Source organism: Ralstonia pickettii, assembly GCF_016466415.2.
GTDB lineage: Bacteria > Pseudomonadota > Gammaproteobacteria > Burkholderiales > Burkholderiaceae > Ralstonia > Ralstonia pickettii.
In genome coordinates this window covers 386,104-409,864 of the sequence record NZ_CP066771.1, presented here as the reverse complement: position 1 = coordinate 409,864, position 23,761 = coordinate 386,104, and the positions used below count along the sequence as shown (strand labels likewise).

The following is a 23,761-nucleotide window of genomic DNA, read 5'->3' as shown; positions in this document are numbered from 1 at the left end:
GCGCTTACGCCATCGCCGCGCTCAACGATTCCGCCGTCATCGGGCGGCCGAGCAGGTAGCCCTGCAGCGAGTGGCAGCCGAGCCGCGTCAGGAACGCCTGCTGCTCGGCGGTCTCCACACCCTCTGCGACGATGCGCAGGTTCAGCGTCTGGTCCAGCGCCACGATGGCCGAGACGATGGCCGCGTCTTCCGTGTCGTGCGCCAGGTCGCGCACGAAGCCGCGGTCGATCTTCAGTTCGCTGGCAGGCAAACGCTTGAGATACAGCAGGCTGGAATAGCCGGTGCCGAAATCGTCGATCGAAATCCGCACGCCCATCGCGTCGAGCTGCTGCAGGATCTGCAGGCTCGCGTCGACATCGCGCATGGCGGTCGATTCTGTAATTTCCAGCATCAGGCTGCGCGGGTCCAGCGCATGGCGCGCGAGCGTCTCGCGCACGGTGTCGATGAGTGCGGCATGGCCAAACTGCAGCGCGGAGAGATTCACGGCGACGGTCCAGCCGGCGTGCCCCTCGCGTTGCCATTGCGCCATCTGGCGGCAGGCCTCGTCCAGCACCCAGGCGCCCAGCGGCACGATCAGACCGGTCTTTTCGGCCAGCGGGATGAATTCATCGGCGGGCACCAGACCGCGCTGCGGATGCTGCCAGCGCACCAACGCCTCCACGCCCATGATCGGCCCGTTGGGCGCGTTGAATTTCGGCTGGTAATGCAGCACGAGTTCGTGCCGCTCGACCGCGCGGCGCAGGTCTTGCACAAGCTGCAACTGCTGATGCACGTCGGCGTTCATCGATGGCTCGAAAAAGCTGTAGGCGTTCCGGCCCAGGCCCTTTGCGTGGTACATCGCCGCATCGGCGTTGGTCAGCAGGTCATGCTGGTTGCCGCCGTCGCCAGGGTAGATCGCGATGCCGATGCTGGTGGAGACGCGCAACTCGTGACCGCCGGCCATGAAGGGCTCGCGCACCACGCCCAGCAGCGCGTCGGCCAGGGTGCCGGCGTCTTCCGGATCATCCACATAGGCCAGCACGACGAATTCATCCCCACCGACTCGCGCCACGGTGTCCTGCTGCCGCACCCGCGCGCCGATGCGCTGCGCGACGTCGATCAGCAGCAGATCGCCCACGTGGTGGCCATAGACATCGTTGACGGCCTTGAAACCGTCCAGATCCATGAACATGACAGCGAAGCGGCGCTTCTCGCGATCAGCCGTGCGGATCGCCTGGGTCAGACGGTCTTCCAGCAGCACGCGGTTGGACAGCTTGGTCAGGTTGTCGTGCAGCGCGAGGTAGGCCAATTCCTTGTTGGCTGCGGCCAGCGAGTTCGCCAGCAAGGCGGTGCGCGCTTCCATGCGCAAATCCAGCACCGAGATGATGAGCGCGATGGCCAGCACCGCCAGCGTCACGATGATGATGACCAGCGCCAGCCAGTCGGCACTCGCGCCGGTGTGCGCAGCGCCACACACGCTGCCGTATGGAAACGCCGCCGCGGCCATACCCACGTAGTGCATGCCGACGATCGCCACGCCCATCACCACCGCCGAACCGGCACGCAGCGCACGAACGCGTCGCGACTGCTGCCGCAGGCGAAACGCCATCCACAGCGCCACGCCCGAGGCCAGCACGGCAATCACGATCGACAGCGCAAACCTGGCGGGGTCGTATTGAATGCCGGGGTTCATGCGCAGCGCGGCCATGCCGGTGTAATGCATACCCGCCACGCCTGCGCCCATGAGGACGGCGCCGCCCGCCAAGCGGGGCCACGGCAGTTCACGCCGGCTGGCCAGCCATAACGCAAATATTGACGCCCCAATGCCAATGGCAAGCGAGGTCAATGTGATACCGACGTCATAGCCAACCGGGATCGGCAGGTTCAGCGCCAGCATGCCGACAAAGTGCATCGACCAAATGCCCAACCCCATGGCCGAGGCGCCGCCGATGAGCCACCACAACGCCGCGCGGCCTTGCGCGGTCACGACGCGTCCTGCCATATCCAGCGCCGTATACGACGCCAGGATGGCCACGAAGAGGGAAAGCAGGACGAGAAGAGGGTTGTAACTACTGGCGAGCATCGGTTCTCCTGGGCAGGCCGATCCAATGCGGCCAATCCACTGCAGGCGGAGGTCGCAACCGGGATGCAAACAGCTCAGTATTAACGGCGGCCGCCGCCCGAGACTTTAGGAGACGCCGTCCGCACCGCACAAGTCTCCTTTTGGGTGTAGCGATGCCCTCCTCCCAGCGCCCGCCAAGCGCGGCGTTACAATCGATGCATCCTTTCTGTCGCTGGAAAACACGCCATGTCCGCCACCGAACTCGCTTTCCTCCAGACCTATCGCCAGCGCCGCGAACGCGTCGTGCAGTGGCTGCGCACTGCATCGGGTAGTCGTGGCGGAGTCGCCATCGTGCCGACCGCGCCCGAAGCGATGCGCAACCGCGACAGCGACTACCCCTACCGGCACGACAGCTACTTCTATTACCTGACCGGCTTTACCGAGCCCGAAGCGGTGCTCGCCATCGTGGTGCCCGCGGGCAACGCGCCGGCGCGCAGCGTGCTGTTCTGCCGCCCAAAGCATGAGGAGCGCGAAATCTGGGACGGCTTCCGCTTCGGCCCGGAAGCCGCTAAGGACGCCTTCGGCCTGGATGAGGGGCACTCGGTGGAAGACATTGATGCGACGCTGCCCAAGTTGCTCGCCAATGCCGGTGCCGTGGCCTATCCGCTCGCCGAGAGCAGCGCGTTCGACCGCCGCATGCGCCGCTGGCTCGATGCAGTGCGCATGCAAGGCCGCGCGGGGGTGTCGTCGCCGCACCAAGCCCTGGACGTGCGCGCCATCCTCGATGAGATGCGGCTGTTCAAGGACGCAAGCGAACTCGACATCATGCGCCGTGCCGGACGCATCTCTGCCGGGGCGCACGTGCGCGCCATGCAGGCGTCGCGTGCCGGGCTGCGTGAATACCATCTCGAAGCGGAACTGCTATACGAATTCCGCCGCCACGGCGCGCAGAGCGTTGCCTACAACTCCATCGTGGCGACGGGCCCGAACGCGTGCGTACTGCACTACCGCGCCGGCAATGCAGAACTGCGCGACGGCGATCTCTGCCTGATCGATGCCGGCTGTGAACTGGATGGCTACGCGTCAGACATCACCCGCACGTTCCCGGTCAATGGCCGCTTCACCGGCCCGCAACGCGAACTGTATGCGCTGGTGGTGGCCGCGCAGGAAGCCGCCCTTGCGCAGACGCGCCCCGGCGTGCCTTACAACGTGCCGCACGATGCCGCCACCCGCGTGCTGGCGCAAGGCATGCTCGACACCGGCCTGCTCGACGCAAACAAGGTCGGCACGCTCGATGACGTGATCGCCGGCGGCCAATACCGTCAGTTCTACATGCACCGCACCGGCCACTGGCTCGGCATGGACGTGCACGACGTGGGGGAATACCGCACGCCCGGCACCGTTGCCCCGGCTGAAGGCGAACGCCCGTGGCGCCCGCTGGAAGCCGGCATGGTGCTGACCGTCGAACCCGGGATCTACGTGCGCCCCGCGCCCGGCGTGCCGGAACAGTATTGGCACATCGGCATCCGCATTGAAGACGACGCCATCGTCACGCCCGAAGGGTGCGAAATCATCACGCGCGACGTGCCGGTGGCCCCAGACGAAATCGAACTGGTGATGCGGAGCCGCGCATGACCGGGAGCATCACAGCGAACAGCGCCGCGCCGGAGTTCGACGTCGCCATCGTCGGCGCAGGCCCCGTCGGGCTGGCGCTGGCGAACTGGTTGCTGCGCGACACCGACTGGCGCATCGCCCTGTTCGATGCGCGCGATGCTGAAGCCGCCGCGCGAGACCCGCGCGCGCTGGCCCTGTCGCACGGCTCGCGCGTGCTGCTGCAGGAGATTGGCGGCTGGCCCACGCGCGCCACGCCCATCACGCACATCCACGTCTCGCAGCGCGGCCACTTCGGGCAGGCGCATATCCGCCGCGAAGACTACGACGTCCCCGCGCTCGGACACGTCGTGCAATACGGCGACCTGAGCGCCGCGCTCAACGCCGCACTCGCCACGCTGGTGGCACGCTACCCGATGCGCCTCACCCGCTACGACCACACGCCCGTGGAGCGCGTCGAGCAACTGCCGCGCGCCGACGGCACGGTGGCCCCGGCACGCGTGCGGGCGCTGCGCGAGGGGCGCCATCCGCTGGCCATCGAAACCGAAGTCGTCATCCAGGCCGAAGGCGGCTTGTTTGACGACGCACGCAAGCAGCAACGCGGCATTGCACAGGCGCGGCGGCGCGATTACGGCCAGACCGCCATCGTCGCGCACGTGCGCTGCAGCGCCCCGCTGGAAGGCTGGGCGTGGGAGCGCTTCACGCCCGAAGGCCCGCTCGCGTTGTTGCCGCAGGATGATGCGCACGGTCCCGGCTACGCGCTCGTCTGGTGCTGCGCGCCCGACGAAGCGCGCCGACGCGCAGCCTTGCCCGACGACGCCTTCCTCGCTGAGTTGGGCGCTGCCTTCGGTGAGCGCATGGGCCGCTTCACCCACGCCAGTCCGCGCCACACATTCGCGCTTGGGCTGCACGCTCAGCGCATTCCGGTCGACCGCCGTGTCGCCGCCATCGGCAATGCCGCGCAGACGATTCACCCGGTGGCGGGCCAGGGTTTCAACCTCGGCCTGCGCGATGCGTTCGAGATGGCGCGCGCGCTTCGGGAGGGGGCCACGGCAGCCACCCTCGCCCGCTTCGCCCGCGAACGCGCGTTCGACCGCGCCGTCACCATCGGTCTGACCGATTTGCTACCGCGTGCGTTTGCCGTGCCCGGCCGGCCGTTTGGCCACCTGCGCGGCGCCGCCCTCACGCTGCTGGAATGCCTGCCGCCGCTCAAGCACGGCCTGGCGCGGCAAATGATGTTCGGGCAGCGGGGCTAACGCGTGGCAACACCCGAGGGCTGCGCTGCCGGCGATCGCCACCAGATCACCGTGATTGGCGCCGGCATTGTCGGCACGGCGTGCGCCCTGCAATTGCAACGTGATGGCCATCAAGTCACGCTGCTCGATCAGGCCGGCATTGGCGAGGGTTGCTCGTTCGGCAACGCAGGCTGCCTGAGCGTGGCGTCGGTCGTGCCGATGGCGCTGCCGGGCATGCTCAAGCAGGTACCGAAATGGCTGGCCGATCCGATGGGACCGCTGACGGTGCGTTGGCCCTATCTGCCGCGCGCGCTGCCGTGGCTGCTGCAATGGGTGCTCGCCGGCAATGAAGCGCAGGCCCGTGCGACGGCGCAGCCGCTGGCGAGTCTCTTCAGCGCGACCTTTCCCGGCTATCGCAACCTGCTCGACGCCGCGCAATATGACGGCCTCATCCGCCAGACGGGCCACCTGTATGTGTGGCGCACGCTGGCGCGTTCGTCGGGCGATGTGCTGGCGCAGTCCATTCGCGATGCCACCGGCGTGCGCTCGCAAGCCCTGAGCGCTGGTGAAGCGCGCGAACTGGAACCTGCACTGGCCGCCGACATCCAATCCGGTCTGCTGCTGCCCGACAACGGCTTCACGGTGAATCCGGAACGGCTGGTCAAGACGCTGGCAGCCAACTTCATGGCGGCGGGCGGCACGTTCCTGCGCCGCAAGGTGCTGGACGTGGAGTTCGGCCGAAGCGACTACGGCGGTCCGACGCGGCTGCACACCGATTGCGGCACGCTGCCCCTGTCGAAGCTGGTGCTGTGCGCGGGTGCGTGGTCGATGCGGCTGGGCGCAAAGCTCACCAGCATCCGCATTCCGCTCGACACGGAACGCGGCTATCACGCCACGCTGCGCGCGCCCAGCGTGCAGCCTTCACGGCCAATCATGGATTGCGAGCGCAAGTTCATCGCGACGCCCATGGAAGGCGGCCTGCGCATTGCTGGCACCGTGGAGATCGGCGGGTTGGACGCTGCGCCCGACTACCGCCGCGCCCGCATCCTCATGCGACAGGGCCAGCAGCTCTTCCCCGGCCTCGGCTTTACGGACGACAGCCAATGGATGGGCCATCGGCCCTCTCTACCCGACAGCCTGCCCGTGATCGACCGCTCGGAGCGCTACCGCAACGTGTTCTTCGCGTTCGGGCACGGCCACCTGGGCATGACAGGCGCGCCAGGCACCGCCCGACTCATCGCCGATCTGGTCAGCGAGCGCACGCCTTTCATCGACGGCCGCCCCTACGGCCTGCAACGGTTCCGCTAGCGCCAGCCACGGCAAGAACCCGGCCGCCGACTGCACTGCCGCATAGTTTGTGCACAACATTTAGGCAATCCGGCGGTTTGGCGGTAAAATCCCGTCCTCGCATTTTTCACTCCCGTTGCTCCGCCCGATCGTCATTCGACTCTGGGCGGAAGGGGTGATTTTTCGTTTCTTTCAGCCGCGTCTTTCTCGACAGCCTTGCAGATCGGACCGCATACCCTTCGCAACAACCTGTTCGTCGCCCCCATGGCGGGCGTGACGGACCGCCCGTTCCGTCAGCTGTGCAAACGGCTGGGCGCGGGCTATGCGGTGTCCGAGATGGTCGCGTCCAACGCGCAGTTGTGGAAAAGCGAGAAGACGATGCGGCGCGCCAACCACACGGGCGAGGTCGAGCCGATCGCCGTGCAGATTGCCGGCGCCGAGCCGATGATGATGGCCGAGGCCGCGCGCTACAACGTCGATCGCGGCGCGCAGATCATCGACATCAACATGGGCTGCCCCGCCAAGAAGGTGTGCAATGTGGCCGCCGGTTCTGCCCTGCTGCAGAACGAGCCGCTGGTCCAGCGCATTGTCGAGGCCGTGGTCGGTGCGGTGGGCGATCGCGTGCCGGTGACGCTGAAGATCCGCACCGGTTGGGACCGCGAACACCGAAATGCCCTCACCGTAGCGCGCGTTGCGCAGGATGCGGGCATCAGCATGTTGACCGTGCACGGCCGCACGCGTGCCGATCTGTACCACGGTGAAGCGGAATACGACACCATCGCCGCGGTCAAGGCGTCGGTGCGCATTCCGGTAGTGGCCAATGGCGATATCACCACACCGGCCAAGGCCAAGCACGTGCTGGCCGTGACCGGCGCCGACGCCATCATGATCGGCCGCGCGGCGCAGGGGCGCCCGTGGCTGTTCCGCGAGATCGAGCATTTCCTGCAGACCGGCACGCTGCTGCCCACGCCGGAAGTGGAAGAGATTCGCGGCATCATGAACGCGCATCTGGAAGAGCACTACGCGTTCTATGGCGAATACACCGGCGTGCGCACCGCACGCAAGCACATCGCCTGGTACACGCGCGGGTTGGCGGGGGCCAACCTGTTCCGCCACCGCATGAACACCATCGAGGACACAGTGGCCCAGCTGGCCGCCGTCAACGCGTTCTTCGACGAGCAGCGTGCGCTGTCCGACCGGCTGGTCTACGAAGACCAGGCAACCGGTGGCGACCACCCCACGACGGGCAACAACGACAACAACAAGGAACTGCTTGCCGCATGAGCCGCAACCCGATCGAACGTTGCATCCGCGACAGCCTGGATGCGTATTACCGTGACCTGGACGGCGAAAACCCGTCCAACGTCTACGACATGGTGCTGCAGGCCATCGAGCGGCCGCTGCTGGAAACCGTGATGGAATGGGCTTCCAACAACCAGTCGCAGGCGGCCGACTACCTCGGCATCAACCGCAATACGCTGCGCAAGAAGTTGCAGCAGCACGGCCTCATCTGAGGTTGCGGGCCGGCCTTTGAACCGATTTCCCTTCTGACGGCGCCTTCTGCCAGTTCGGCAAACCCAGCGCCACACCCGCCCACCGGCGTTTCCACCATGATCCAGCAAGCCCTGCTTTCCGTTTCCGACAAGACCGGCATCGTCGACTTTGCCCGTGCCCTGCACGAGCGCGGCGTCAAGCTCCTCTCCACCGGCGGCACCGCCAAGCTGCTCGCCGAATCCGGCCTGCCCGTGACGGAAGTGGCGGACTACACCGGCTTCCCGGAAATGCTCGACGGCCGCGTCAAGACGCTGCACCCGAAGGTGCACGGCGGCATCCTGGCCCGCCGCGACCTGCCTGAGCACATGGCCGCACTGTCCGAACACAGCATCCCGATCATCGACCTACTGGTGGTGAACCTGTACCCGTTCCAGCAGACGGTGGCCAAGGACGAATGCACGCTGGCCGACGCCATCGAGAACATCGACATCGGCGGCCCGACCATGCTGCGCTCGGCGGCCAAGAACCATCGCGACGTGACGGTGATCGTCGATCCGGCCGACTACGCCACCGTGCTGGCCGAAATGCAAGCCAACAACAACACGGTCGGCTACGAGACCAACTTCATGCTGGCCAAGAAGGTGTTCGCGCACACCGCGCAGTACGACGGCGCGATCACCAACTACCTGACGAGCCTCGGCGCCGACAAGTCGCACAGCACGCGCAGCGCCTATCCGCAAACGCTGAACCTGGCCTTCGACAAGGTGCAGGAAATGCGCTACGGCGAGAACCCGCACCAATCCGCCGCGTTCTATCGCGACCTGAAGGCCGTCGACGGCGCGCTCGCCAACTACACGCAACTGCAGGGCAAGGAGCTGTCGTACAACAACATCGCCGACGCCGATGCGGCGTGGGAATGCGTGAAGTCGTTCGACCCCGCCAAGGGCGCCGCCTGCGTCATCATCAAGCATGCCAACCCGTGCGGCGTGGCCATCGGCGTCACCGCGCAAGAGGCGTATGAGAAGGCGTTCAAGACCGACTCCACCTCGGCCTTCGGCGGCATCATCGCCTTCAACGTGCCGCTGGATGATGCGGCCGCACAGGTGGTGGCTAAACAGTTCGTAGAAGTGCTGATCGCCCCGGGCTTCTCGGAAGGCGCACGTTCGGTGTTCGCCGCCAAGCAGAACGTCCGTGTGCTGGAGATTCCGCTGGCGAATGGGGCAAATGCGGGCGTGAACGCATACGACTTCAAGCGCGTTGGCGGCGGCCTGCTGGTGCAGAGCCCGGACGCCAAGAACGTGCAGCCGAGCGAGCTGCGCGTGGTGACCAAGCGCCACCCCACGCCGAAGGAAATGGACGATCTGATGTTCGCCTGGCGCGTCGCCAAGTTCGTCAAGTCCAACGCCATCGTCTTCTGCGGCGGCGGCATGACGCTGGGCGTGGGCGCCGGCCAGATGAGCCGTGTGGACTCGGCCCGCATCGCCAGCATCAAGGCGCAGAACGCCGGCCTGACGCTGGCCGGTTCGGCTGTGGCATCGGATGCGTTCTTCCCGTTCCGCGATGGCCTGGACGTGGTGGTCGATGCTGGCGCCTCCTGCGTGATCCAGCCAGGCGGCTCGGTACGCGACAATGAAGTGATCGCCGCCGCCGACGAGCGCAACGTGGCGATGATCTTCACCGGCACCCGCCACTTCCGCCACTAAACGGCCCGGTCGTTCGACCGATCAGCGGGGCAAGGCGTAGACTGGCGCCTGCCCCGTTTTTCTTTTCTGCTCCGCTCCATTTCATGCGCATTCTCGGCATCGATCCCGGCCTTCGCACCACGGGTTTCGGCGTGCTCGAACGGCACGGGCACAAGCTCGTCTACGTGGCCTCGGGCACGATCAAGAGCAATGGCAATGCCGACCTGCCCAGCCGTCTGAAGACGCTGTATGACGGTGTCTCCGAACTGGTGAGCACCTACCGGCCGGACTGCGCTTCCATCGAAAAGGTGTTCGTCAACGTCAACCCGCAATCGACGCTGCTGCTGGGCCAGGCCCGCGGCGCGGTGATCTGCGGCCTGATGAGCGGCAACCTGCCGGTGTTCGAGTACACCGCGCTGCAACTGAAGCAGGCCGTGGTCGGCTATGGCCGCGCCAACAAGGACCAGGTGCAGGAAATGGTCGTGCGCTTGCTCAACCTCGCAGGCAGACCGGGCGCCGATGCGTCCGACGCGCTGGGCGTGGCGATCTGCCATGCGCACGGCGGCGAGACGCTGGCCGCCATGGCTGGTCTGGCGCCGCAGCTTGCGCAAAAGGGGCTGCGCGTGCGGCGCGGCCGCCTCGTCGGCTGACAGGATTCTCAAAGCCGGCGGGGTAGCAGCATCCAGGCACGGCGACTACCATGCGGGTACCCGTCTTCAGGAGCCTCCGATGCCTCGCCGCCTCATCCTGCCGACCCTGCTGATCTTGAGTACGTCCGTCGCCCTCTCCGCCTGCCGGCTGGAGTACCACCACGGCAGCGGTGGCGGTGGCAACACCACGCCCATCGCCACCCTCCAGGTGATCGGCCATCGCGGTGCCTCCGCATTGCGGCCGGAACACACGCTGGCCTCGTACCAGAAAGCCATCGACGACGGCGCCGACATCATCGAGCCGGATCTCGTCTCCACCAAAGACGGCGTGCTGGTTGCGCGCCACGAGAACGAAATCTCCGGCACGACCAACGTGGCCGACGTGGCCGCGTTTTCCGGCCGCAGGACCACCAAGACGATCGACGGCCAGAGCGTCACGGGCTGGTTCACCGAAGACTTCACGCTTGGCGAATTGAAAACGCTGCGCGCACGCGAACGCATCCCGAGCATCCGCCCCGACAACGTCGCCTACAACGACCAGTTCGACATCCCCACACTCGACGAGATCATCGCGCTGGCGCGGGACCAATCCGCCAAGCTCGGCCGCAACATCGGCATCTATCCGGAGACGAAGCACCCGACGTACTTCCAGTCGATCGGCCTGCCGCTGGAAGACCGGCTGATCGACGGCCTGCGCCGTGACGCGTTCACGGCCAGCCGCACGACGGTCTACATCCAGTCGTTCGAGGTGGCCAATCTCAAGGCCATTCGCAACAAGATCGGCGGCAGCCAACCGAACTGGAAACTCGTGCAGCTGATGGGCACATCCGGCCGACAGCCCTACGATTTTGTGGTCGCCAAAGACAGCCGTACCTTCGGCGACATGATGACGAGCCAAGGCATGCGCGACATCGCCGGATACGCCAACGGCGTCGGCCCGGACAAGAGCAGCATCATGGGCCTGGATGCGAACGGCAAGCTGACCGATCCGACCGACCTGATCCGCAACGCGCACAACGCCGGGCTGGTGGTCCATCCATATACGTTCCGCCCCGAGAACACCTTCCTGCCGCCGTCGCTGCGCAGCGGTGCGGACAACACGCGCAACGTCAACGGCTCGATCGCGGAGATCCAGGCGTTCCTGCGCGCGGGGGTCGATGGCTTCTTTACCGACGATCCGGCGGTGGGGCGGCAAGCCGTGTCGACCTTCAAGCGCTAGTCTTCGCGCATCGGAACCGTAGCGAGCGGCCGAGCCTGGATCGGGCCGCGCAGTAGGTTTGGGCTACACTGCGTCCCGTTTTGGAGGAGGAACCCCACCCATGATCGGACGCATCGCCGGGACGCTGATCGAAAAGAACCCGCCGCACCTGCTGGTCGATTGCCACGGCGTCGGCTACGAAATCGACGTGCCGATGAGCACCTTCTACAACCTCCCCGCCACCGGCGAGAAGGTCGTCCTGCTCACGCAGCAGATCGTGCGCGAGGATGCGCACCTGCTCTACGGTTTCGGCACCGCCGCCGAACGTGAAACCTTCCGCCAGCTCATCAAGATTTCGGGCATCGGCGCCCGCATCGCGCTGGCGGTGCTGTCGGGTATGTCGGTGGCCGAACTCGCGCAGGCCGTCACGCTGCAGGAAGCCGGGCGGCTGACGCGCATCCCGGGCATCGGTAAGAAGACGGCCGAGCGCCTGCTGCTCGAACTCAAGGGCAAGCTCGGCGCCGACCTGGGTACGGTGCCCGGCGGCCCCGCCGTCTCGGACGACGCGGTCGACGTGCTCAACGCCCTGCTGGCACTAGGGTATTCCGACAAGGAAGCGGCGCTCGCCATCAAGCAGGTGCCGGCCGGCACGGGCGTATCCGAGGGGATCAAGCTGGCGCTCAAGGCGCTATCCAAAGGCTGAAGCCCGCGGCGCGGCAAGACGGTAGAATGGCCTGCTCGCGCCTTCCCGGCGCCGTCTGCCCGTCATGATCGAAACCGACAAGCTCGCCGCCAAGGCTGTCTCTGCTGAGCGCATCATCTCAGCCTCCCCCGCCTCCCCCAATGAGGAGGCGTTCGAGCGGGCGCTGCGCCCCAAGCTGCTCGACGAATACGTCGGCCAGGAAAAGGTGCGCGGCCAGCTCGACATCTTCATGACCGCGGCCAAGAACCGCAGCGAAGCGCTGGACCACGTGCTGCTGTTCGGGCCGCCGGGCCTCGGCAAGACGACGCTGGCGCACATCATCGCGCGCGAAATGGGCGTCAACCTGCGCCAGACTTCCGGCCCCGTGCTGGAGCGCCCGGGCGATCTGGCCGCGCTGCTCACGAACCTCGAAGCCAACGACGTCCTCTTCATCGACGAGATTCATCGGCTCTCGCCCGTGGTGGAAGAAATCCTGTACCCGGCGCTGGAGGACTACCAGATCGACATCATGATCGGCGAGGGCCCGGCGGCGCGCTCGGTCAAGCTCGATCTGCAGCCCTTTACGCTCGTGGGCGCCACGACGCGCGCCGGCATGCTGACCAACCCGCTGCGTGATCGCTTCGGGATCGTCGCGCGTCTGGAGTTCTATACACCGGCCGAACTGGCGAAGATCGTCACGCGCTCGTCGGGGCTGCTGAACGCCCACATCGTGGACGAAGGCGCGCTTGAAATTGCGAAGCGCTCGCGCGGCACGCCCCGTATCGCCAACCGCCTGCTGCGCCGCGTGCGCGACTTCGCCGAAGTCAAGGCCGACGGCATCATCACCCGCGAAGTCGCCGATGCCGCCCTCGCCATGCTCGACGTGGATGCGGTCGGCTTCGACCTGATGGACCGCAAACTGCTCGAAGCGATCCTGCACAAGTTCAATGGCGGGCCGGTCGGCATCGACAACCTGGCAGCCGCCATCGGCGAAGAGCGCGACACCATTGAAGACGTGCTCGAGCCCTACCTGATCCAGCAAGGCTACCTGCAGCGCACGCCACGCGGCCGCGTGGCCACGGCTTCGGCATACCAGCACTTCGGGCTGGGCGCTCCGAAGAGCGGCCCGGTGCGGGACCTCTGGGACGACAACCAATAACCTCCGCGCACCCCGACATGTCTGCCGCCCCGCACCACCCGAATCGCACGTTCCGATACTACGACTTCATCATGGCGGCCTTCGTCACAGTGCTGCTGTGCTCGAACCTGATCGGCGCGTCCAAGGCGGCGCAGGTCACGTTACCGGTGCTCGGATCGGTCACCTTCGGCGCTGGCGTGCTGTTCTTTCCAATTTCCTACATCTTCGGCGACATCCTCACCGAGGTGTACGGTTACGGGCGTGATCGGCGCGTGGTGTGGGCGGGCTTTGCCGCACTGATCTTTGCGTCGTTCATGTCGCTGGTCGTGCTGGCGCTGCCGGTGGCGCCCTTCATGGCCGGTTATCAGAAGAGCCTGAACGACGTGTTCGGCAACACGCCGCGCATCGTCGCCGGGTCGCTCATTGCGTTCTGGTGCGGCAGCTTCGCCAACAGCTACACGCTGGCGAAGATGAAGATCGCGACGGAAGGAAAATGGCTGTGGACGCGCATCGTCGGATCCACCGTGGTGGGCGAGGCGGTCGATTCGTCGCTGTTCTACGTGATCGCCTTCTACGGCATCTGGCCGCATGAACAGGTGCTGCGCGTGGCCATCGCGCAATACATCCTCAAGACCGGCTGGGAAATCGTCGCAACGCCGCTCACCTACCGCGTCGTCGCCTTCCTCAAGCGTGCGGAAAACGAGGATTACTACGACCGCGACACCAATTTCACGCCGTTCCGGCTGAAGGTTTAAGGAACGCGGCGGTCCACTTCGTCGAGCACCAGCAAATCCAGGTGCGCGACATCCCCCCATTGCAGCACGGTCAGTTGATGACCATCGGATGAAAGCCGGTTGATGCTCGCGTTGCGCAGCTCGTGCTGGCGCGGCTCGGTGAGCGTCATGGCGTTGGCGTGGCGGTACAGGCAATCGAGCACGCCGCCGTGGCTGACCAGCGCGATGCGCTCGCCGGGGTGGCGACGGATCAGCCGGAGCGCAGTCTCGACCGCACGTTCGTGGAATTCAGTGAGGGTCTCGCCGCCGGGCGGGGCGAATTCGGGCACGCGGTTCTGCCAGGCATCAAAGTCGGCGGGATGCCGTGCGGCAACTTCGGCGTAGGTCAGGCCTTCGAACTGGCCGTAGCAGCGCTCGCGCAAACCGGCGTCGTCGCGCACGGGCACGCCCACTTCATCTGCCAGCGCCCGCGCCGTCTGCTTGGCGCGCGACAGATCGCTCGCATAGACCGCATCGAACCGCTCGCGCGCGAGTGCCTTGCCCAACTGCGCAGCCTGCTCCAGCCCCTGCGTGTTCAGCGGCACGTCGAGTTGGCCTTGCAGGCGCCGTTCACGGTTCCAGTCGGTCTCGCCGTGGCGGATGAGCACGATGTGGGTGATCTGCAGCATCGGCAGGGGGATGGCGGCGGCGCGTGGCATCTCAGGGTTCCTGGACGAATCAGACAGATTTGGCCGCTTCCGGCGCGGCAGTCTTGGCAACAGATGCAGCGGCTTGCGGCGCAATCTGCAGCCAGAACGTGACCGGGCCATCGTTGACGAGCGACACCTTCATGTCGGCGCCAAACTCGCCGGTTGCCACGATGGGATGCTGGGCACGCGCGCGCGCCACGAAGTGTTCGTACAGGCGGCGCCCATCTTCCGGCGCAGCAGCGGGCGTGAAGCTCGGCCGTGTGCCAGACTTGGTATCGGCCGCCAGCGTGAACTGCGATACGACCAGCAAGCCGCCCGCCTGCCCGTTGCCGTCGATGTTGCGCACGGGCAGGTTCATCTTGCCCTGCGCGTCGGAGAAGACGCGGTAGTTCAGCAGCTTCTCGAGCAGACGATCGGCCTCTGCAGCGGTGTCACCGCGCTCCGCACAGACAAGCGCGAGCAGCCCCGGTCCGATCTCGCCGACGACGCGGCCGTCCACACGGACCGCCGCCTCGGACACACGCTGGATCAGGCCAATCACTTCAGCACCACGCGCGCGAAGCGACGCTTGCCGACCTGCATCACGAAGGTGCCGGCTTCCACCTTCAGGCCCTTGTCGCTGACGACGGTACCGTCGATCTTCACGCCGCCCTGCTCGATGTTGCGGTTGGCGTCCGACGTGGACGGGCAGAGCCCAGCCTGCTTCAGCAGTTGTGCAATACCCAGTGGTGCGCCCGACAGCTCGATCTGCGGAATGTCGTCCGGCACACCGCCGCGTGCGCGGTGGTTGAAGTCTTCCAGGGCGCGTTCGGCGTCCGCCTGGCTGTGGAAGCGCGCAACGATCTCCTGCGCCAGCATCACCTTGCAATCGCGCGGGTTGCGGCCCAGCGCGATCTCTTGCTTCATCAGGTCGATCTCGGCCAGGGGGCGGAACGACAGCAGCGTGTAGTACGTCCACATCAGGTCGTCGGAGATGCTCATCAGCTTGCCGAACATCTCGTTGGGCGCCTCACTGATACCGACGTAGTTGCCCTTGGACTTGGACATCTTCTCGACGCCGTCCAGGCCCACCAGCAGCGGCATCGTCAGGATGCACTGCGGCTCCTGGCCGTATTCCTTCTGCAGTTCGCGGCCGACCAGCAGGTTGAACTTCTGGTCGGTGCCGCCCAGTTCCAGATCGGACTTGAGCGCGACCGAGTCGTAGCCCTGCATCAGCGGGTAAAGGAATTCGTGCACCGAGATCGGCACGCCGGCCTTGTAGCGCTTGGTGAAGTCATCGCGCTCCATCATGCGGGCGACGGTGTACTTGGCGGCGAGCTGGATGATGCCGCGCGCGCCCAGCGGGTCGCACCACTCGCTGTTGTAGCGGATCTCGGTCTTGCTCGGGTCCAGAACCATGCTGGCCTGGCGGTAGTACGTCTGCGCGTTGGTCTCGATCTGCTCGCGCGTGAGCGGCGGGCGCGTGGCGTTGCGGCCGGACGGGTCACCAATGGTCGACGTGAAGTCGCCGATCAGGAAAATCACTTGGTGGCCCAGATCCTGCAACTGGCGCATCTTGTTGAGCACCACCGTGTGGCCGATGTGGATGTCAGGCGCCGTGGGATCCAGGCCCAGCTTGATGCGCAGCGGCACACCTGTCGCGGCGCTCTTGGCCAGCTTCTGCTCCCACTCGGCAGCGATCAGCAATTCGTCGCAGCCGCGCAGCGACACTTCCATCGCGTGCGCCACCTCCGGGGTGACCGGATACTTGGGTTTGCCCGGCGTGGCGTTGTCGGAAGCGGCGGAAGTGGCAAATGCAGTCATGGCAAAAGGAAAGGTCACCGCGCCGCACAGGGAAAACGGCGCGAACGGATCAACAATCAGGGAAAAGGTGCGTGCACGATGGCCGACATCAATCGAAGCGTGCCGGCCGCGCGATCCGGGGATTTTACCGTGATGTGTCCATTTGGCCTGCCATTGCGCTGGTAAGCTGTCGCGCATGAGCCATCCGAACCACACCGCACTCTCTACCGATCGCTACATCGGCCTCATGTCGGGCACCAGCCTGGATGGCGTCGATGGCGTACTGGCGGACTTTTCCGGCGAAACCCCGACCGTCCTCGCCGACGCGTACGTGCCCTTCTCGCCCGAGTTGCGCCAGCGCTTCCTGGACCTGCAACACGCCGGCCACGACGAGATCCATCGTGAGGCGCTGGCCGCCAATGCGCTGGCCATGGCCTACGCCGACTGCGTTGCCCGACTGCTTGCCGCAACCGGCCTGGCCGCGCAGGACGTGCGGGCCATCGGCGCGCACGGGCAGACCATCCGTCATCAGCCCGGCACCCACGATGGCATCGGCTACACGCGCCAAACGCAGCACCCGGCGGTGTTGGCCGAGCGCACCGGCATCGATGTCATTGCCGATTTTCGCAGTCGCGACATCGCCGCCGGCGGCCAAGGCGCCCCCCTCGTTCCGGCACTGCATCGCGCGCTGTTCGGCCTGCCCGATGCGTGGCGAGTGGTCTGCAACATTGGCGGCATCGCCAACCTCACGATCTTGCCGCCGCAGGCCTCCAACGCGCGCGACGCCGTACTTGGCTTCGACTGCGGCCCGGGCAACGCGCTGATGGACTATTGGGTTCACATGCACCGCGATACCCGCTACGACGCCGACGGCGCCTGGGCCCGCAGCGGACACGTCGACGAGATGCTCCTTGTGCGCTTGAAGGCTGAACCGTTCTTCGCGGCGCTGCCGCCCAAGAGCACCGGCCGCGACCTGTTCAACCCGGCATGGCTGCAACAAATCCTCGGCGATGCGCTGAACACCGCGCGCCCCGAGGATGTTCAAGCCACGCTGCTCGCGCTCACGGCCGACACCATCACCGATGCCGTACGTACCCATGCGCCACAGGCGGCGTCACTACTGGTCTGTGGTGGTGGCGCCCGCAACGGCGCGCTGATGGCACGCATCGCGCAGCAATTACCGGGGGTGCAAGTCGCTCCGACGGAGGTGTTCGGTGTGCCCGCACATCACGTGGAGGCGCTCGCATTCGCGTGGCTCGCGCGCCAGTGCGTGCTCCGCGCCCACGGCAATCTGCACACCGCGACCGGCGCATCGGGCGGTCGCATCCTCGGCGCGATCTACCCGGCTTGAGCCCCAATCTGCAGCCAACAAAAAAGCGCACCGAAGTGCGCTTTTTCTTTTACAGCGATATGGCGTCAGACCGAGAACGACGAACCGCAACCACACGTGGTCGAAGCATTCGGGTTCTTGATGACGAACTGCGCGCCGTTGATGTCTTCCTTGTAGTCGATCTCGGCGCCCACCAGGTATTGGTAGCTCATCGAGTCGATCAAGAGCGAGACGCCATTCTTCGTCATGGTCGTATCGTCTTCGTTGGTCTCTTCGTCAAAGGTGAAGCCATACTGGAAACCCGAGCACCCGCCGCCTTGCACGAACACGCGCAGCTTCAACTCTGGGTTACCTTCTTCTTCAATCAGTTGCTTGACCTTGTCCGCAGCGCTGTCTGTAAAGACCAGCGGAGCCGGAACCTCGTTCACATCGGGCGTGGCTGCCTGCGCGACTGCGTTCATGAAAATCTCCTGTGGGAACGTCTGAAACTTGCCTGTATTTTAAGCGCAAGCTGCAAATCGTGCCGAAGCCCCGCGTTTCAAGTGGGCATTGTGCGGTGCGCCAGCAACGGCCGGCGCGGGATGTGATCAATCCTGGTTGGAGGCCAGCTTGAGGTTGGGCAGCAGCTTCACATCGCCAGGCGCCGCGTGCGTCAGCGTGCCCATGACGACTGCGCCCTGGTGCATTTCCAGCGCCGCATACTGCACGTTGCCCTCAATGCGCGCCTTCGGCTGCAGTTCCAGCAGCTCCGCCACGTGCACCGGGCCAACCACCGTCCCGTTCAGGATCAGATGGCCGACGTGCACCTCCCCCTCGACACGCGCACTGTCGGTAATCACCAACATGCTGGGCTTGTCAGGATCGCCGTAGATGTTGCCCTTGATCTCGCCATCAATCCGCAGACCGCCCGAGAAACGCAGATCCCCCTCCAGCTTGGTACGGGCACCCAGTAGCGTTTCGATCGCTAGCCCTTTCTTTTTGCCAAACAGCATCGTCGACTCCTCTGTGTACGGATCCTCGACAGGACAACGCCCGTCGTCAGATGGAAAAACTCTGGCTCGCTTTGATCTTGCCGTTCTGCAGCACTTTCACCATCACCGATTGCACCGTGGCGCCGGGGGGCACGTCCACCCAGCCCTCGAGGCGCTGGTAGTGCGTGAGCTTGACGCGGGCGCTGGTCGCAGGTGATCCGCTCGCTGCGGCGCCCGGGAAATCGATCGTAGCAGGTTTGCCACCCTGCACTACGTTAAGCGTGAGCGCCAGCTGCCCCTCGAATTCGGACACCGGCGCGAAGGCCTTGCCGCCGCCCTGCATCAGCAGAACCCGGAACCGCATGCGCGTCGGCTGCGCCTCATCCGGCGCGATGCGGAAGCTGCGCACGTAGATACCAGCGGAATTGGTGGGGGCGGGCAACAGACTGTCAAAGAACGCCAGATCCTCCTTCAACTGAGCGTTTTCAGTCTCCAGTGCCTTGAGTTGCTCGGCCATCTGCGCCTGAGCACCTTCGGCGATCCCCAGGCGGGCATCCACCGTGCCGGCCGATGCGGAAAGCTTGTCGCGCTCGGCCTGCACGGCGGCCAACTTGGCAGCCAGCTCGCGATTCATTGCGCGCAAATCGGCATCGTGCGGCCCGGTCAGGCGGCGCCCTTCTTCGAACGCCCACAGCGCCGCGGCTGCCGCCAGCCCCAGTACGACCGCGACCAGCAAAACTGTTACTGGCCAAGGCAGGCGCGAACGGACAGTGACGTTCGGCGCGAGCACGGAAGCGCGACGCAACAAGCGACGCGCCTTCATGCGCGCACCTCCTGACCCGTCTTGCGGATCAGAATCGGATTAGGAGAAACAGCGGATTGCATCATACGGGCCGAACGCTAACGAAGTGTGAATTGTAGTCCTGCGGACATGTCGGAGCTGTTGCAAAGGGTAAGCAACGCGCCCAAAACATCACATCGTTTAGTTCGAACGCTCAAAACAAAAAACCACACCCGAGGGTGTGGTTCTTTGCTGAAGCAGGTGGAAGCGGATTAACGCTTCGAGAACTGCTTGGCGCGGCGGGCCTTGCGCAGACCAACCTTCTTACGCTCGACTTCACGTGCATCGCGCGTCACCAGACCGGCCTTCGACAGGGCGGGCTTGAGCGTTGCATCGTAATCGATCAGGGCGCGGGTGATGCCGTGACGCACGGCACCGGCTTGGCCGGTTTCACCGCCACCGACCACGTTCACCTTGATGTCGAACGTAGCTGCGTGGTTGGTCAGTTCCAGCGGCTGACGCACGATCATCAGCGAGGTTTCACGAGCGAAGTACTCGTTGATGGCCTTGCCGTTGACGATGATGTCGCCCTTGCCGGACTTGATGAAGACACGTGCCACAGCGCTCTTGCGGCGGCCGGTGCCATAGTTCCAGTTTCCGATCATGGATTAGGCCCCTTAGATTTCCAGCGCTTTCGGCTGCTGAGCTTCGTGCGGATGCGAGCCTTCGGCGTAAACCTTCAGCTTCTTGATCATCGCGTAGCCCAGCGGACCCTTCGGCAGCATGCCCTTCACAGCCTTTTCCAGGGCACGGCCCGGGAAACGCTGCTGCATCTTGCCAAACGTCGTTTCGTAGATACCGCCCGGGTAACCCGAGTGGCGATAGTACTTCTTGTCGGTCGTCTTGGCGCCCGTCACGCGCAGCTTGGCTGCGTTGATGACGATGATGAAATCGCCGGTATCGACGTGCGGAGTGAATTCGGGCTTGTGCTTGCCGCGCAGTCGGTGTGCCACTTCGCTGGCGACACGCCCGAGGACCTTGTCCGTCGCGTCAATCACGTACCAATCGCGCTTCACCTCATGGGGCTTTGCGGAAAAGGTCTTCATGATTTTTCCAAATATTGAGTCAGTGCCCGAGTGGACCCGTATCGCGCTGAGAACTTGCGTTCAGACTGCTCACGAACGGATCGTCTTGCGGACGCCTGCGCAACCTTATGCAAGGTCATCGCCGGCCCGCCTTCCCGCTTGTTGGTGCGGGCTCTCTGGATTTCTTTTCCGCGGGCAATCCGGAAAAGATTTCGATTGTACCCCGCGCAGACCTCTTGACACAAGAAAAAAAGGGGCGCTCGAGTCGGGTGGACGAAAAAAAACCCAAGCTATCAAGCTTGGGTTTGAATCCACCAAAGGAGGAGGGTGGAGGAGACACCTGCTGATCGTTAACTTGGTGGGTTGCACCCCATCAGTCGATCCAATGGTGCAAATTATATCTACTTCTGGGGCACGCGCAAGGAAATTTGCACTACGAAATTGCATTTCGTAATACGGAATACGAATCAGGTGAGCGATGATGAAATATTTCCTTTATAAATCAATAGTTTGATAGCAATCCCCGCCAACCCAGTCAGCCTACGCTAGAGCTATTCTTCAAATCCAGGCGCCATTTGGGCGCACAAGTGACGGGTTGCACCTTTTCGCACGGGCGTCACTGTCAAGCCGCGTTCACCCTAGGCATGCCAACGCGTGCGAGGGCCGATGGCTACAATGTGGCTTTTCGTCGGCGCTGGCCGACCCTCTGCACAAGGATTGGACATGGACTGCACAGTGAGCTGGACCGGCCCGGACGGCATGGCCTTTTTGGCGGAAACCGGCAGCGGCCACCTCGTCACGATGGATGGTGCGCCGGACGGGGGTGGCCGCAATTTGGCACCGCGCCCCATGGAAATGGTCTTACTGGGCACCGGCGGCTGCACAGCCTATGACGTGGTGCTGATCCTGAAGCGGGGTCGCCAGGACGTGCAGGGCTGCAGCGTCAAGCTGCACGCCGACCGCGCCGAGACCGACCCCAAGGTCTTCACGCGCATCCACTTCACCTTCACGGTAACGGGGCGCAATCTGAAACGGGAAACGGTGGAGCGCGCGGTGCAGCTTTCGCACGAGAAGTATTGCTCGGCGTCGATCATGCTGGCCAAGACGGCCGAGATTACGCACTCGTTGGAACTGGTGGACCTGGCCACGCAGCCAACGGCATCGGAATAAGAAGCGAAGCGGACCGATAAGCCGGATTCTGTGCGCCGCGTGGCCGAAACCAGCGGCGTGACAACCATTCCTCTAGACCGGCTGTTGCCAGCCGGCTCAAGCTCCCTACCCGCAGACTCAGCGAGCCGCTTCATCGCCTGCTTACTTGGGATTGCTCCGGGTGGAGGTTACCGCGTTTCACCCTTCGCCCTGACCGAAGCCGGGGCGAAGACTCGTCTCTGTGGCCCTATTCCGCACGTCACCGTGGATGGTCGTTAGCCATCACCCTGCTCTATGGAGTCCGGACTTTCCTCCCCTTCCGCTCGCACGAGGCGGCGAAAGCAGCGGTTGTCTGGTCCGCTTCGCGAGGCGCGAGTCTAGCACTGTTCAGGTAAGAATCGCCGCCGGCCCGGGCGAAAGACTGTCGTGTCCAGATAGAAGCCGGCGTCTTCGTTGGCATCGCACCACCCGGGGATCCCCATGACGGGCAACGGGCGGAAATTGCCCGGCGCGAGATCGGCGTGCAGGAGCGTCGCGGCCAGCGCAGCGTCGAGCGACAGGCGGTCCGCCGGCAACGCGGCCACGTGTACCGGCCACGCATGCGCAGTGATCGACTTGTAAGGCGCGACCAGCTTTTCCAAGACTGCATGGCCGAAGGGCAGAACCGCGCACGTGGCGCCCCACGCTGCCCTGCCCTCGACGAATAAGCCACGCCAGTCGAACCCGGTCAGGCGGCGCTCCGGCGCGTCTTCGGTGTGCACGAAGATCAGGGCGTTTTCGTCGAACAGCGTGGCGGCATCGCGGACGGTGCCGCGTGCCGCGCCAATCCCGTCCTGCGTAATCGCCCGCGCCTGGCGCGCGTTGAGTGCTGCCTTCGCACGCGGCCAATGCAGCCAGATCAGGGCGTTGAAAAAGTCGTGGAGATTGTCCCGCGTCGGCACCTGGCCGGTGGCGGCGATGTGTGCTTCGTAAGCGATGCCGGCCGGCAGTGCATCTTGCGGGACGAAGCGCAGAGCATGGCCGCTGCACGTGCGGATCGCTTGTGCCGCCGGCTGCGCGTTCAGCGCGTCGCGAAGATCGGCGCCCCGTGAGATTGCGTCTGCAATCGGCGCGCCGATTGCAGCGAGCGGTGCGAACGCCGGATGGCCCCAGTCGATCGCACCGAGATCAGCGGCCAGCAACTCAGACAGACTTCCAGCGCAGCATCTCGCCGCCGCGCAGTGGCACCAGCGTCTGCTCACCGAACGGGACTTCGGCGGGAAGCTGCCATTGCGAGCGCGTGAGCGTGAGCGTGCCGGCGTTGCGCGGCAAGCCGTAAAAGTCCGGCCCGTGGAGGCTCGCAAACCCTTCGAGCTTGTCGAGTGCGTTGGCGTCTTCAAAGGCCTCGGCGTACAGCTCCATGGCGTGCAGCGCGGTGTAGCAGCCGGCGCAGCCGCAGGCGTGTTCCTTGACGCCCTTGGCGTGCGGCGCGCTGTCGGTGCCGAGGAAGAAGCGGGGGTGACCCGAGGTGGCCGCTGCCACCAGCGCCAGGCGGTGCGTTTCACGCTTGAGCACCGGCAGGCAGTAGTAATGCGGGCGGATGCCGCCGACGAACAGCGCATTGCGGTTGTACAGCAGATGATGCGCGGTGATGGTGGCGCCAACCGGGCCTTCCGCATCGCGCACGTATTCGGCGGCGTGCTTGGTGGTGATGTGCTCGAACACGACCTTCAGCGTGGGAAAATCGCGGCGCAGCGGCAGCATCACGGTGTCGATGAACACGGCCTCGCGGTCGAAAATGTCGACGGTCGGGTCCGTCACCTCGCCGTGCACGAGCAGCGGCATGCCGACTTCCTGCATCGCTTCGAGCGTCTTGGCGCAGCGGCGCAGGTCGGTCACGCCGGCATCGCTGTTGGTGGTGGCGCCGGCCGGATACAGCTTCACGCCATGGATGAAACCGCTGGCGCGGGCCTCCCGGATCACCTCGGGCGAGGTGTTGTCTGTGAGGTACAGCGTCATCAGCGGCTCGAACTGCGTGCCGGCGGGCAGCGCGGCAAGGATGCGTTCGCGGTAGGCCCGCGCCTGCGCAGTCGTGGTCACCGGCGGCTTGAGGTTGGGCATGATGATCGCCCGGCCGAACTGGCGCGCGGTGTCGCCCACCACATCGGCGAGCGCATCGCCGTCGCGCAGGTGCAGGTGCCAGTCATCGGGGCGGACGATCGTAAGAGTGTCGGTCATGGTGC

The 23,761-nt window shown here is 65.2% G+C and carries 24 protein-coding genes and 1 other RNA gene; 13 read left to right on the top strand and 12 right to left on the bottom strand.

All coding sequences use genetic code 11. From position 1 onward, the window contains the following. Nucleotides 1-4 precede the first annotated feature (4 nt). Nucleotides 5-2,062 (bottom strand): putative bifunctional diguanylate cyclase/phosphodiesterase, encoded by a 2,058-nt coding sequence (locus RP6297_RS01945; protein WP_037027556.1) that lies wholly within the window; start codon nucleotides 2,060-2,062, stop codon nucleotides 5-7. A 225-nt stretch (nucleotides 2,063-2,287) separates the two neighbouring features. Between RP6297_RS01945 and RP6297_RS01940 the strand changes: the two genes are divergently transcribed. From RP6297_RS01940 to RP6297_RS01890, 11 genes are all read left to right on the top strand, one after another. Continuing rightward, complete coding sequence (locus RP6297_RS01940; RefSeq protein ID WP_037027558.1) at nucleotides 2,288-3,676, top strand: aminopeptidase P N-terminal domain-containing protein; 1,389 nt, start codon at nucleotides 2,288-2,290, stop codon at nucleotides 3,674-3,676. Then, a complete protein-coding gene (locus RP6297_RS01935; protein WP_037027560.1) occupies nucleotides 3,673-4,908 on the top strand; it encodes a UbiH/UbiF/VisC/COQ6 family ubiquinone biosynthesis hydroxylase in 1,236 nt (411 codons plus the stop codon). The genes RP6297_RS01940 and RP6297_RS01935 overlap by 4 nt, the downstream gene beginning before the upstream one ends. 3 nt (nucleotides 4,909-4,911) lie before the next feature. Then, the gene (locus RP6297_RS01930; RefSeq protein WP_037027562.1) at nucleotides 4,912-6,195 is read left to right on the top strand and encodes an NAD(P)/FAD-dependent oxidoreductase; all 1,284 of its coding nucleotides are present in this window, start codon (nucleotides 4,912-4,914) and stop codon (nucleotides 6,193-6,195) included. 195 nt (nucleotides 6,196-6,390) lie between these two features. Then, entirely contained in the window at nucleotides 6,391-7,458 is a 1,068-nt protein-coding gene (gene dusB / locus RP6297_RS01925) for a tRNA dihydrouridine synthase DusB (RefSeq protein WP_037027564.1), read from the top strand. Beyond that, on the top strand, nucleotides 7,455-7,688 hold the full coding sequence (locus RP6297_RS01920) for a Fis family transcriptional regulator (RefSeq protein WP_004635563.1): 234 nt from the start codon (nucleotides 7,455-7,457) through the stop codon (nucleotides 7,686-7,688). Before dusB ends, RP6297_RS01920 begins: the two co-directional genes overlap by 4 nt. A gap of 96 nt (nucleotides 7,689-7,784) precedes the next feature. Next, the gene (purH, locus tag RP6297_RS01915; RefSeq protein ID WP_037027566.1) at nucleotides 7,785-9,371 is read left to right on the top strand and encodes a bifunctional phosphoribosylaminoimidazolecarboxamide formyltransferase/IMP cyclohydrolase; all 1,587 of its coding nucleotides are present in this window, start codon (nucleotides 7,785-7,787) and stop codon (nucleotides 9,369-9,371) included. A gap of 83 nt (nucleotides 9,372-9,454) precedes the next feature. Beyond that, the gene (gene ruvC, locus RP6297_RS01910; RefSeq protein WP_012761187.1) at nucleotides 9,455-10,000 is read left to right on the top strand and encodes a crossover junction endodeoxyribonuclease RuvC; all 546 of its coding nucleotides are present in this window, start codon (nucleotides 9,455-9,457) and stop codon (nucleotides 9,998-10,000) included. Between the two features lie 79 nt (nucleotides 10,001-10,079). Next, a complete protein-coding gene (locus RP6297_RS01905) occupies nucleotides 10,080-11,219 on the top strand; it encodes a glycerophosphodiester phosphodiesterase (protein ID WP_037027568.1) in 1,140 nt (379 codons plus the stop codon). A gap of 100 nt (nucleotides 11,220-11,319) precedes the next feature. Next, nucleotides 11,320-11,901 (top strand): Holliday junction branch migration protein RuvA, encoded by a 582-nt coding sequence (gene ruvA / locus RP6297_RS01900; protein ID WP_004635578.1) that lies wholly within the window; start codon nucleotides 11,320-11,322, stop codon nucleotides 11,899-11,901. Nucleotides 11,902-11,965: 64 nt separating this feature from the next. After that, nucleotides 11,966-13,039 (top strand): Holliday junction branch migration DNA helicase RuvB, encoded by a 1,074-nt coding sequence (ruvB, locus tag RP6297_RS01895; protein ID WP_004635579.1) that lies wholly within the window; start codon nucleotides 11,966-11,968, stop codon nucleotides 13,037-13,039. Nucleotides 13,040-13,056: 17 nt separating this feature from the next. Further along, nucleotides 13,057-13,773, top strand: a complete 717-nt coding sequence (locus RP6297_RS01890) for a queuosine precursor transporter (protein ID WP_012761184.1) — start codon at nucleotides 13,057-13,059, stop codon at nucleotides 13,771-13,773. Here the strand turns inward: RP6297_RS01890 and RP6297_RS01885 are convergent. Genes RP6297_RS01885 through tyrS form a run of 3 tightly spaced genes read right to left on the bottom strand, consistent with a single transcriptional unit; the run spans nucleotide 13,770 to nucleotide 16,244 of the window. Then, on the bottom strand, nucleotides 13,770-14,450 hold the full coding sequence (locus RP6297_RS01885; protein ID WP_037027569.1) for a histidine phosphatase family protein: 681 nt from the start codon (nucleotides 14,448-14,450) through the stop codon (nucleotides 13,770-13,772). The two genes, RP6297_RS01890 and RP6297_RS01885, sit on opposite strands and share 4 nt — an antisense overlap. A 19-nt stretch (nucleotides 14,451-14,469) precedes the next feature. After that, nucleotides 14,470-14,982 carry a D-aminoacyl-tRNA deacylase gene (gene dtd / locus RP6297_RS01880; RefSeq protein WP_004635584.1) on the bottom strand — a complete coding sequence of 171 codons (513 nt, stop codon included), beginning with the start codon at nucleotides 14,980-14,982 and terminating at the stop codon, nucleotides 14,470-14,472. Then, nucleotides 14,979-16,244: a tyrosine--tRNA ligase gene (tyrS, locus tag RP6297_RS01875; protein WP_037028734.1), complete on the bottom strand. Its 1,266-nt coding sequence runs from the start codon at nucleotides 16,242-16,244 to the stop codon at nucleotides 14,979-14,981. The genes dtd and tyrS overlap by 4 nt, the downstream gene beginning before the upstream one ends. 175 nt (nucleotides 16,245-16,419) lie before the next feature. On the opposite strand from tyrS, the gene RP6297_RS01870 reads away from it, so the two are divergent. Beyond that, nucleotides 16,420-17,574, top strand: coding sequence for an anhydro-N-acetylmuramic acid kinase (locus RP6297_RS01870; RefSeq protein WP_037027572.1), 1,155 nt, complete (start codon nucleotides 16,420-16,422; stop codon nucleotides 17,572-17,574). Nucleotides 17,575-17,639: 65 nt separating this feature from the next. Here the strand turns inward: RP6297_RS01870 and erpA are convergent, their stop codons facing one another. From erpA to rplM, 5 genes are all read right to left on the bottom strand, one after another. Further along, complete coding sequence (erpA, locus tag RP6297_RS01865; protein WP_004633183.1) at nucleotides 17,640-18,014, bottom strand: iron-sulfur cluster insertion protein ErpA; 375 nt, start codon at nucleotides 18,012-18,014, stop codon at nucleotides 17,640-17,642. Nucleotides 18,015-18,140: 126 nt separating this feature from the next. Further along, nucleotides 18,141-18,545: a bactofilin family protein gene (locus RP6297_RS01860; protein WP_012761179.1), complete on the bottom strand. Its 405-nt coding sequence runs from the start codon at nucleotides 18,543-18,545 to the stop codon at nucleotides 18,141-18,143. Between the two features lie 46 nt (nucleotides 18,546-18,591). Beyond that, nucleotides 18,592-19,347, bottom strand: coding sequence for a DUF6776 family protein (locus RP6297_RS01855; RefSeq protein WP_012761178.1), 756 nt, complete (start codon nucleotides 19,345-19,347; stop codon nucleotides 18,592-18,594). 230 nt (nucleotides 19,348-19,577) lie between these two features. Beyond that, nucleotides 19,578-19,970, bottom strand: a complete 393-nt coding sequence (gene rpsI, locus RP6297_RS01850) for a 30S ribosomal protein S9 (RefSeq protein ID WP_004633190.1) — start codon at nucleotides 19,968-19,970, stop codon at nucleotides 19,578-19,580. A gap of 12 nt (nucleotides 19,971-19,982) precedes the next feature. After that, nucleotides 19,983-20,411: a 50S ribosomal protein L13 gene (gene rplM, locus RP6297_RS01845; RefSeq protein WP_009239122.1), complete on the bottom strand. Its 429-nt coding sequence runs from the start codon at nucleotides 20,409-20,411 to the stop codon at nucleotides 19,983-19,985. Between the two features lie 702 nt (nucleotides 20,412-21,113). Here rplM and RP6297_RS01840 point away from each other — a divergent pair. Next, nucleotides 21,114-21,560, top strand: coding sequence for an OsmC family protein (locus RP6297_RS01840; RefSeq protein WP_004633197.1), 447 nt, complete (start codon nucleotides 21,114-21,116; stop codon nucleotides 21,558-21,560). 1 nt (nucleotide 21,561) lies between these two features. On the opposite strand, the gene rnpB is transcribed toward RP6297_RS01840, so the two are convergent. The 3 genes from rnpB to pyrC all read right to left on the bottom strand — a co-directional run bounded on the left by rnpB (nucleotide 21,562) and on the right by pyrC (nucleotide 23,756). Then, an RNA gene (rnpB, locus tag RP6297_RS01835) (RNase P RNA component class A) lies at nucleotides 21,562-21,903 on the bottom strand. Between the two features lie 13 nt (nucleotides 21,904-21,916). Then, nucleotides 21,917-22,717 (bottom strand): DUF3025 domain-containing protein, encoded by an 801-nt coding sequence (locus tag RP6297_RS01830; protein ID WP_037028735.1) that lies wholly within the window; start codon nucleotides 22,715-22,717, stop codon nucleotides 21,917-21,919. Nucleotides 22,718-22,721: 4 nt separating this feature from the next. Next, nucleotides 22,722-23,756, bottom strand: coding sequence for a dihydroorotase (gene pyrC, locus RP6297_RS01825; protein WP_037027573.1), 1,035 nt, complete (start codon nucleotides 23,754-23,756; stop codon nucleotides 22,722-22,724). Nucleotides 23,757-23,761: the final 5 nt, after the last annotated feature.